The organism is Petrocella sp. (genome assembly GCF_059865615.1).
Map to the genome: position 1 here is coordinate 1 of NZ_JCBCDA010000131.1, position 9,107 is coordinate 9,107.

A 9,107-nucleotide genomic window follows, 5' to 3' on the forward strand; every position below is an offset into this window, starting at 1 on the left:
TAGAAGAACCAGTAGTAGAAGAACCAGTAGTAGAAGAACCAGTAGTAGAAGAACCAGTAGTAGAAGAACCGGTAGTAGAAGAACCGGTAGTAGAAGAACCGGTAGTAGAAGAACCGGTAGTGGAAGAACCGGTAGTGGAAGAACCGGTAGTGGAAGAACCAGTAGTAGAAGAACCGCTAGTAGAAGAACCAGTAGTAATTGATAGTTTAGATGTAAATGCATTTGGTGCAGTAGGAGATGGTATTACAGATGATACTACAGCCATTCAAAAGGCAATTAATGAAGCGAGTGCTTTGAATAAGGTATTGGTTTTTGAAGAGAATAAGACTTATAGAGTGAATAGAACCTTGCTCATTAAGAGTGATTTACACATCAGTGGTTATGGAGCCACATTGTATATGCCATCACAAAGTGGACTGGTTAATATGATGCTAACAGATTATGGAAAATATGTAACAAATGTAACGGTTGAAGGCTTAACATTCAAATCAAAAAATGATAGAGAAGGAACTGGGTACGCTACAGACAGTTTGACCAGTAATGTAACAGCAATGCATTTCACAGGCATAAATAATCTAAAAGTTCAAGACGTGAATATGTATGACATGAATGTAGGTATTAAGTTTGGTGCCTCAAGTATCAATCAAATCAATGAAGACATTACTTTAGATAATACGCATATATACAGATCTTTAACACCTATATTAATGAATACAACCAATGGTTTTAAAATGACAAATGGTACTCTTGACGCAAGTGCAGGATCAAGTCGATATCTTCACTCAGTCTATATTGATAAGAATACAAGCAATATAACATTTGATAACGTATTGTTTGAGAACTCACCAGGTGCGGGTGTACACTTATATAATGGCTATGCCAATACAAGTGCATCTACTAACATTAATATATTGAACAGTAGGGTCCAAGACTCAAGAGTAGGTATTTTAATATTCAGTGGCGCAAACAATGTAACCGTATCAAATGTAGACATCGTTAGAGTGGATTTGGGATTCAGTATTGATAATGTATCAAATGTAGACATCAATAATGTAAAGATAATGGAACCGACAGCAATTACAGACGTACCAAAAAGCGCATTTAGAATTAAAAATATGTATCAATCAAGTATAAAGAATGTAACTATTGATGGAAATGGAATGGAAGGCATACTCTTTAATATTTATCAAAATTTAGTTGATGTAATCATATCAAACATTACAGCGACGAATATAAGTGACTTGCATCTATTTTATGCTGACAGCAGTTCAAATGTTAAAAATCTAGTGGTAGAAAATTCGACTTTTGAAATGAACAAAGTTACAACGCAAAGAGCAAGATTTTTAGGTGCAGGATCAACCGCTTTATTTGATAATAATACTTTTGTAAATACTGGTGCTAAATATTCAAGTCTATTCAATAATAGTACGAGTACCAGCGTAACCTTAAAAGGTAATAAGCATAGTGGTTTTACTAATCTTGCCAATACAAGTGATGGTTCAATTTTAACTGACAATATCAAACTTGATTAACATTAATTTCAAAAAATATAATTGAGAATAAACAAAGAGGCTGTTGCGCTTAGAAATTAGTGCAACAGCCTCTTTGTTCTTCTCTAGGAAAGTCATACTCTAGCATTCAGCTTTAAAACATAGTTGAATGCGTCAAGGTCCTTTCTGAAGAATAAAAAAAAGCACGCCATCGTAGATGGGGTGCTTGAATTCGACATTATCTTGGTCCACTAGGTCCTATAATACATATAGGTGGTCGATTAGATTCACCTTTATCTTTTCTTTTACCATTAGAGTTACCTCGACCTCTACCTGCTTCTGTTGATTGTGAATGCAGCTCAACAATCTCAGGTTTGTTCCATTTTTCCATGACCTAACCTCCTCATAGTTACTTGTATTGGTTACAGTTTATTTCTATATTGTCTAACTTTTGGACTTAAGCTCATATTATGTGACATAGGTGACTTTTTAAATAATTATAATCCTTTGAAAAAGATTTGTCCATAACTTTTAATGAAAAAAGTTTTCGATTGAAAAGATGGTTAAGGCGTCAAAACTATATAGTAGAACTTTTGCATACCATATATAGTTACGAATATATCAACGTAATCTATATATGGTATGTGAATTTAGTGAAACTTAGTTTTGACCCTTTAAGCAAAGATGGATTTGGTTTGAATATCTAAATATAAGTAGATCTTTGGTAAATACTTGACATGGAAATTAGAAGAAGCTATCATTAACTAAAGTTTCAGTTTCTTGTATGCTTGGAATAGAGTCAAATGAATTCGAGTGGTTCCTTGCTTGAAAGGTGGTATTAGATGGATTATTTTGAAATTAATCAAGAAGCAATCATAAGAAAAAAAGAGTTAATGATTATCGATTTTGATGGTGAACTTGTGATTAACGATACAGAAAAAGGTGTTCATTATGGGATTAATAATGTTGGATCTATGATATGGAAAATACTAGATGAGCCTCAAACGATAAACTCTATAGTCGGTTTTTTGTTAACACATTACGAGATTGACAAACAAAGATGCCAGGAAGAAGTATCCGATTTTATAAGAGATTTGTATGTAAGAGAATTAATTTGTATCGATATATAAGGTATGTGATTTTGATGAAACTTAGTTTTGACCTTTTAACAAAGTATTATATGATAAAGATGAGGGTATCAGATGTTAGAAAGAAAAAAATATTATTATAAAGCCTTTGGATTAAATCTGTATTCAGAAATTAAACTACCAGAGTTGAATATAAGTGAAGGTAAATATGATGTATGCATTCAACTGGGCACTGCTCCAAGTGTTATAAAAAATGTATTAGAAGAAAGCAACCAGTATCAATTATCAAGGACGGCATTTTTGTTTGATATTGAGGGTGTTGCAAAATACTATGTAACAAATGGTGATCACATCCTTATTGAACTTTATAAAGAGTCGGATATGAACTGTGTTACTGTTTATCTTCTAGGTACAGCAATGGGCGTATTACTTATTCAAAGAAATAGAATTGCAATGCATGGAAGTGCAATAAGCGTTGGACAGCAAGCCTTAATTATAACGGGAGAATGTGGTGCCGGAAAAACAAGTCTATGTTCAGCATTTAGAAAGAAAGGCTATGGATTTTTGGCGGATGACATATCGGTTTTATCTGTGGATAGGGATTCGAAATGTTTTGTACATCCTGCATTTCCACAACAGAGACTTTGTAGTGATACGGCTTTGAAAATGGGCTATAATCTTCAGAATTTGAAACAATCCAGTATGGAAGAAGATAAATATATAGTAAAGCTTGAAGAAAATTATATTGAAGAAAAAATGCCACTTACAGTGATTGTGGAGATTCAAACAGGTATGACTGAAGCGGTTATATTAGAAGAGCTAAAGGGAATCGATAAAATAAAGCATATAGAAAGAAATATATATTGTGGTCAATTATATGATGTTGCTAGGTTCACAAATGAGTACTATCAGACATTATTACTAACGGTAAAGAACACAATTTTTTATAGTATGACTAGACCAGAACAAGGGTTCACCGTTTTGGAACAGCTAAAAAAGATTATGTTTAAACTAACAGGTGAAGATATTGGGAAAAGGCGAAAAAATGAGCAAGAAGATTGACAAAAAGAAAACAAAAGAAATATTCATTAATTTAAAGTGGTTGCTTGTTACAATGAAAGGGTTTAGTCATTTTGTATTTGCAATTATTTTTTTTGGTGCCATCTCAGCTTTACTAGGTATTTATAGAGCATTGGTTACAAAATGGTTGGTTGATTCAGCTACAGCTGCCGATATTGAGCAAATGAATCATTATTTGCTATTATTGGGTGGGATTATTTTGTTTGATATTGGTGTAAAAGCAGTTCGTACAATATTACTTGAAAAAGGAGATATTACAATTGCAAATAGTATACAAAATAAGCTATACACTAGAATTGTCAAAACAAAATGGATGCAATTTTTAAAATACCATAGTGGTGATTATTTAACACGAATGACCAGTGATGTTGATGAAATAACAGAAGTCATTATTTCAACGATTCCGAATATTGTTACGCTTAGTATACTGGTTTTTGGCTCATTTATTTCTATATTTTATATTGATGCAAGGTTGGCCGTTGTGATCATTACTGTTATACCTCTTGCGGCATTATTTATACGAGTTTTTTCTAAAAGACTTAAAAAGCTTTATATTGAAAGTCAGTTAATTGAGTCTACCTATAGGTCTTTTATCAATGAGTCTATTCAAAACATGTTGGTGGTAAAGACATTTTGTTTGGAAAAAATGAGTTTTAATAAAGCGAAATCGATGCAACAGGAAAAGGTAAACTTAGTGGCTTCAAGATCAAGATTGACGGTCATTTCATCTTCTTTGGTTACAATGAGCTCATGGATGGGATTTTTTCTTGTTTTCTTATGGGGATCGGTGAAGATAGCAGAAGGTACAACAACCTTCGGAACACTTATGGCACTCATTCAACTTATAGGAAACATACAAGGGCCATTGATCACTGTGGCGACTTCCATACCTGCGATTGTATATGCTTTGGCTTCTGTTGAAAGAATTAGAGAAATAGAAGAAATGGAGAGCGAGTTTGAAGCTGACTTTTCTTCAGATATGACTTCGGCAGGTATCATTTATAAACAAGTCGATTTTTACTATAACAAAGATAATTATGTACTAAAAAATATTAACATAGAAATTGAACCAGGAGAAACAATAGGCATTATTGGATCTTCAGGTGAAGGAAAAACTACGTTTATACATTTATTAATGTCTCTTTTAAATCCTATAAAGGGTCATATATCTATACTAGATGGAGAAAAAGAGTATGAGGTGAGTACTAAGGCAAGAGGGTTCATTTCCTATGTTCCACAAGGTAACAATATTTTTTCGGGCTCTATAGAAGATAACTTAAGACTGGGTAAAGAGGATGCAACAGAAGAGGAACTAAAGGAGGCCGCAAAAGCTGCAAGTGCATGGGATTTCATTCGAGAAACTGAAAATGTTATGGCGACTCACATTGGCGAAAGGGGGGTTGGACTATCTGAAGGACAAACTCAAAGAATTGCCATTGCAAGAGCACTGCTTCATAAAGCACCTATTCTTATTTTAGATGAGGCCACTTCAGCTTTAGACTCAAAAACAGAAGTGCAAGTATTAAAAACAATACAGTCATTAGAGCAATCACCAACTTGTATTATTATAACCCATAGATTATCTGCATTAAAAATCTGCGATAGAATATTAAAAATTGATAAGGGTTATTTATATGAGATCAGCTATAAGGATGCCGTAAATTTTGAAGATGAATAAAATAATTGCTTTGAACTGTCAGGTCTTGATAAGTTGGCCAATGAATGCTAAGATAAGCTGAGTTAATAAGATGATAGGTATTAATTCATTACGATAAAATATAAGAAGGTTTATTAAGGAGACTGCTATGGGGAACTTCCTGGAGATTAGTTTTAGTGATTTTTTGAATACGTGTATAAAAAAATGGTGGATACTGATAGGTTTTATATTAGTCGGCATATTGATATCTTTTGTGGTAGGAACGATCATTGTTGCGCCTGAATATGAAGCTCACACAACAATATTTATAGGAAATCCATCAGGCGTAGACGCAGATACAAGAATCATGATTCAAGAATTTGAAATGACGCAACAATTAATTAACGACTATAAAGAAATACTAAGGACCAGATTAGTAGCAGAAAATGTTATTAATGAGCTTAATTTAAGCATACCGATTGAAGATTTAAGAGAAAATATGAGTATTGCTAATATTGGAACAACGCGTTTGTTTTCTATAGGCTATAGAGACAACAATCCTAAAATAGCAGCTGAAGTGGCAAATGCATATACAAATCAACTTTCTATAGCGGTGACGGGAATTGTAGGCTTGGATAACATTCAGATTATTGATGAAGCGCGTGCACCTGAACGTCCTATAGGACCATCTGCTATCATATTTATGATGGTAGGTAGTAGCTTAGGTTTATTGCTAGGTCTAGGGTTTATGATTTATAAAGCAGTATTGGCCAAAAAAATATTACAGAACGTTGAAGAAATAGAAGCGCTTTTAGGGTTACCAATATTAGCCGAGTTACCTAGTTATACAATGGAGGCTAATAGATTATGAAAAAAGAAAAAATCATTATCATAAGTGAACCTGATTCATATGTATCTGAAGCGTACAAGATTCTAAGATCTATACTTAGTCATATAAACGTAAGTAGTGGAAAAAAAATCATCATGTTGGCAAGCGCCAATGAAGATGATGATAAAACAGCAGTTATAACAAATCTGGCTGTATCCTTAGCCCAGTTAGGAAAAAAAGTACTATTGGTTGAAGGCGACTATAGACACCCTAAGATCTATAATCTATTTGAGGTGCCTAAACGGCCGGGTTTAACAAACTTACTTTTTGAAAAGAAACAATTAAAAGACTGTGTAAATAAAAACATACAAATAAAGGGCTTAAGTATTTTGACAGCAGGTACTTCATCAGTATCCAACCTTGAACTCTATGCAAGGCCGGAAATTATGCCCTTGATAGAGGAGATGAAGGCGGAGTATGATGTTGTATTGATGGATGTACCACCTATTATGAACTATTCAGATGGAACGGTTTTATCAAGGATCGTCGATGGTGTTATTCTTATTGCCGCTCTTAATGAAACTCGTAAAGACCACTTAATTAAAATGCATGATATGTTAGAGATGGTAAATGCGAAAATAATAGGTGTGGTTGTGACAAAGTCGAAAAAAAAGAAGAATAAATAATATATTTATTCTTCTAGTAAGGATTGACTTATGGTGCAAAAATGATATAATAGGTAATAAGGATTAGTTTTATAAATATAAAACATAATATTTTGGCAAACTTCTTGAAAAAGAAGGGCGCAAAGCTAGAATCTAAGGTTTAGACTATGATAGTTCGGCTGCTTAAAATAATAAGCAGCTTTTTTTATTTCCAAATATTTGTTGGTATTTGCGAAATATTACAATGTTATAGTAAGTTATGAGGGGAATATAAACAAGATTCTGCTAATACTTTATTTAAGGGCAATAGTAGCTGAACAATGATATCCGACTATTGTAGAGGAGAAGAAGATGAAAAACTATAAAATAAAAAAGAAATTAAGTTTGGTCCTATCGAGTATTTTAATTATGTCATTATTGATGTCAACAAGTGTATTTGGTAGTAGTTTTTACTGGACACCATATCCTGGTGGCGGTTTGGATGGCTTTATACGGGGGGCAGATGTTGACAATACTTTTATTTTTAATTTATATGACATAAAAACAGGCGATTTATTGCAAGCATATTGTTTTGATGAAACCATGGAGATGTTTGTAGACTCAGTTTACGGAGACATTATCCCGCTTGGTGATAATAATGATGATAATATGGTTAGGGCGATATTAGCTCACTCTCTACCCTATCTTAACTTGAAGGAAATTGAAGACAATCTAGAGGTGGAAAGCCTAAGTAAAGATGATGTAATAACAGCTACTCAATATGCAATATGGAAAATAGTAAATGGAACACCAATGTATTCACCTGTAGCAAATAGTGATATTACAATGCTTTATAATTATTTTTTGGAATTATCACCAATGGCATCACCGAATGAGTATGAAGCGGTTATAACAAGCCCAAGCTATAGAAGATCCGGTGGCATTGTGACACTGAACTTTGATTATTACATTCAGTTGCCAGATGGTACGAAAGTGGACACTGAAGAACTTAATGCTCAATTATCATATAATAAAAGTATATTGACTGAAGACTTAACCCGAAATGGAGATTTTTTAGTATCTGTCGAGTTGACCATCAGTGAAAGTAATTTGCCTGCTAATGAAAATCTTAGAATAACATTAAAAGGCACATTGGTTGAAGCGTATAGGTTGACAGGCACACATACTGAATTGATACCTATACCTGTAGAGGTTGAATATAAAGAAACTTTAGAAGATGACACCAAAACAGATGACGACATCCAAACAGGTAACGACACCAAAACAGATGACGACATCCAAACAGGTGACGACACCAAAACAGATGACGACATCCAAACAGGTGACGACACTAAAACAGGTGACGACACTAAAACAGGTGACGACATCCAAACAGGTGATGACACTAAAACAGGTGACGACATCCAAACAGGTGATGACACCAAAACAGGTGACGATGAAGATTTGGAAGTGCTATTAAAATCTACTAATAATGATTCAAACAGAGTTTTTAGGACAATTGCACTGGACGTTGACTATGAAGAAGAGATTAAAGATTCTCAAACGTTAGTATTTGTCGATGATGAAGATATTATAGCAACCAGAGACTTCAGTTATACAAGAAGAAGTAGAGATCGTGACCCAGATCCAGATCCAGATCCAGAACCAGAACCAGATCCAGAACCAGAACCAGAACCAGAAGAAATAGAAATACCGGATGAAATAGTAGAAATACCTGAAGCGGTGCCAGAGCTTGAAGAGGTTATTTTAGATGAAGCTATAATCATACCTCAAGCTTTACCTGAAACATCAGGAACACCAATTGGTATATTGATGCTACTAGGAAGCAGTATATCCGGGTTAGGTTTATATATTAAGAAGCGTAATAAATAGTATACTAAATAGTATACTAAATCATAAAAAAGATGAAGGAGGTGTTAGTGTGAAGAAAGAGTGGAAAAAGCCAGAAATTATTGAATTAGAAGTTGTATTAACTGAACAGTGGGTTCTACCTCGGAGTTAAATAATTATTAATTTATTTCATGTATATTCAAATAAAGCATTAACTAAGGTTAATGCTTTATTTGAATGAAAATCGTTATTTTATAATAGATTATTGGTTAAGGCGTAAAAACTATATAGTTGAACTTTCACCTACCATATGTAGTTATGAATGTATCAACGTAATCTACATATGGCAGGCGAATTTAGTGAAACTTAGTTTTGACACTTTAGCATAGACATAAAAAGCTATATTCTTAGGTATTTCAGGTGAAAGGTTAATGGTATATTATTATGACGAACCATTCAGAAATCAAAGCGAACAACTATTTGATATAT

The 9,107-nt window shown here is 33.5% G+C and carries 8 protein-coding genes and 1 riboswitch; of the genes, 7 read left to right on the plus strand and 1 reads right to left on the minus strand.

Going from position 1 to position 9,107, the window contains the following annotated elements:
• Nucleotides 1–1,532 (plus strand): glycoside hydrolase family protein (locus AC6F8J_RS14535; protein ID WP_500724348.1); only part of this gene is annotated, 1,532 nt, incomplete at its 5' end.
• Between the two features lie 196 nt (nucleotides 1,533–1,728).
• On the opposite strand, the gene AC6F8J_RS14540 is transcribed toward AC6F8J_RS14535, so the two are convergent.
• Entirely contained in the window at nucleotides 1,729–1,881 is a 153-nt protein-coding gene (locus AC6F8J_RS14540) for a hypothetical protein (protein WP_500724349.1), read from the minus strand.
• Nucleotides 1,882–2,332: 451 nt separating this feature from the next.
• Here AC6F8J_RS14540 and AC6F8J_RS14545 point away from each other — a divergent pair, with 451 nt between their 5' ends.
• From AC6F8J_RS14545 to AC6F8J_RS14570, 6 genes are all read left to right on the plus strand, one after another.
• Nucleotides 2,333–2,620, plus strand: a complete 288-nt coding sequence (locus AC6F8J_RS14545; RefSeq protein WP_500724350.1) for a PqqD family peptide modification chaperone — start codon at nucleotides 2,333–2,335, stop codon at nucleotides 2,618–2,620.
• Nucleotides 2,621–2,692: 72 nt separating this feature from the next.
• Complete coding sequence (locus AC6F8J_RS14550; protein WP_500724351.1) at nucleotides 2,693–3,640, plus strand: hypothetical protein; 948 nt, start codon at nucleotides 2,693–2,695, stop codon at nucleotides 3,638–3,640.
• Nucleotides 3,624–5,336: an ATP-binding cassette domain-containing protein gene (locus AC6F8J_RS14555; RefSeq protein WP_500724352.1), complete on the plus strand. Its 1,713-nt coding sequence runs from the start codon at nucleotides 3,624–3,626 to the stop codon at nucleotides 5,334–5,336. Before AC6F8J_RS14550 ends, AC6F8J_RS14555 begins: the two co-directional genes overlap by 17 nt.
• Before the next feature lie 127 nt (nucleotides 5,337–5,463).
• A complete protein-coding gene (locus tag AC6F8J_RS14560; RefSeq protein ID WP_500724353.1) occupies nucleotides 5,464–6,165 on the plus strand; it encodes a Wzz/FepE/Etk N-terminal domain-containing protein in 702 nt (233 codons plus the stop codon).
• Nucleotides 6,162–6,809, plus strand: a complete 648-nt coding sequence (locus AC6F8J_RS14565; protein ID WP_500724354.1) for a polysaccharide biosynthesis tyrosine autokinase — start codon at nucleotides 6,162–6,164, stop codon at nucleotides 6,807–6,809. The genes AC6F8J_RS14560 and AC6F8J_RS14565 overlap by 4 nt, the downstream gene beginning before the upstream one ends.
• A gap of 84 nt (nucleotides 6,810–6,893) precedes the next feature.
• A riboswitch (cyclic di-GMP riboswitch) is annotated at nucleotides 6,894–6,975 on the plus strand.
• Nucleotides 6,976–7,139: 164 nt separating this feature from the next.
• Nucleotides 7,140–8,660: a Cys-Gln thioester bond-forming surface protein gene (locus AC6F8J_RS14570; protein ID WP_500724355.1), complete on the plus strand. Its 1,521-nt coding sequence runs from the start codon at nucleotides 7,140–7,142 to the stop codon at nucleotides 8,658–8,660.
• Nucleotides 8,661–9,107: the final 447 nt, after the last annotated feature.

Excerpts from the sequence above, each read along its gene's own strand:
- AC6F8J_RS14550 (WP_500724351.1), top strand. The coding sequence starts at position 2,693 with ATGTTAGAAAGAAAAAAATATTATTATAAAGCCTTTGGATTAAATCTG.
- AC6F8J_RS14570 (WP_500724355.1), top strand. The coding sequence starts at position 7,140 with ATGAAAAACTATAAAATAAAAAAGAAATTAAGTTTGGTCCTATCGAGT.
- AC6F8J_RS14565 (WP_500724354.1), top strand. The coding sequence starts at position 6,162 with ATGAAAAAAGAAAAAATCATTATCATAAGTGAACCTGATTCATATGTA.
- AC6F8J_RS14560 (WP_500724353.1), top strand. The coding sequence starts at position 5,464 with ATGGGGAACTTCCTGGAGATTAGTTTTAGTGATTTTTTGAATACGTGT.
- AC6F8J_RS14545 (WP_500724350.1), top strand. The coding sequence starts at position 2,333 with ATGGATTATTTTGAAATTAATCAAGAAGCAATCATAAGAAAAAAAGAG.
- AC6F8J_RS14540 (WP_500724349.1), bottom strand. The coding sequence starts at position 1,881 with ATGGAAAAATGGAACAAACCTGAGATTGTTGAGCTGCATTCACAATCA.
- AC6F8J_RS14555 (WP_500724352.1), top strand. The coding sequence starts at position 3,624 with ATGAGCAAGAAGATTGACAAAAAGAAAACAAAAGAAATATTCATTAAT.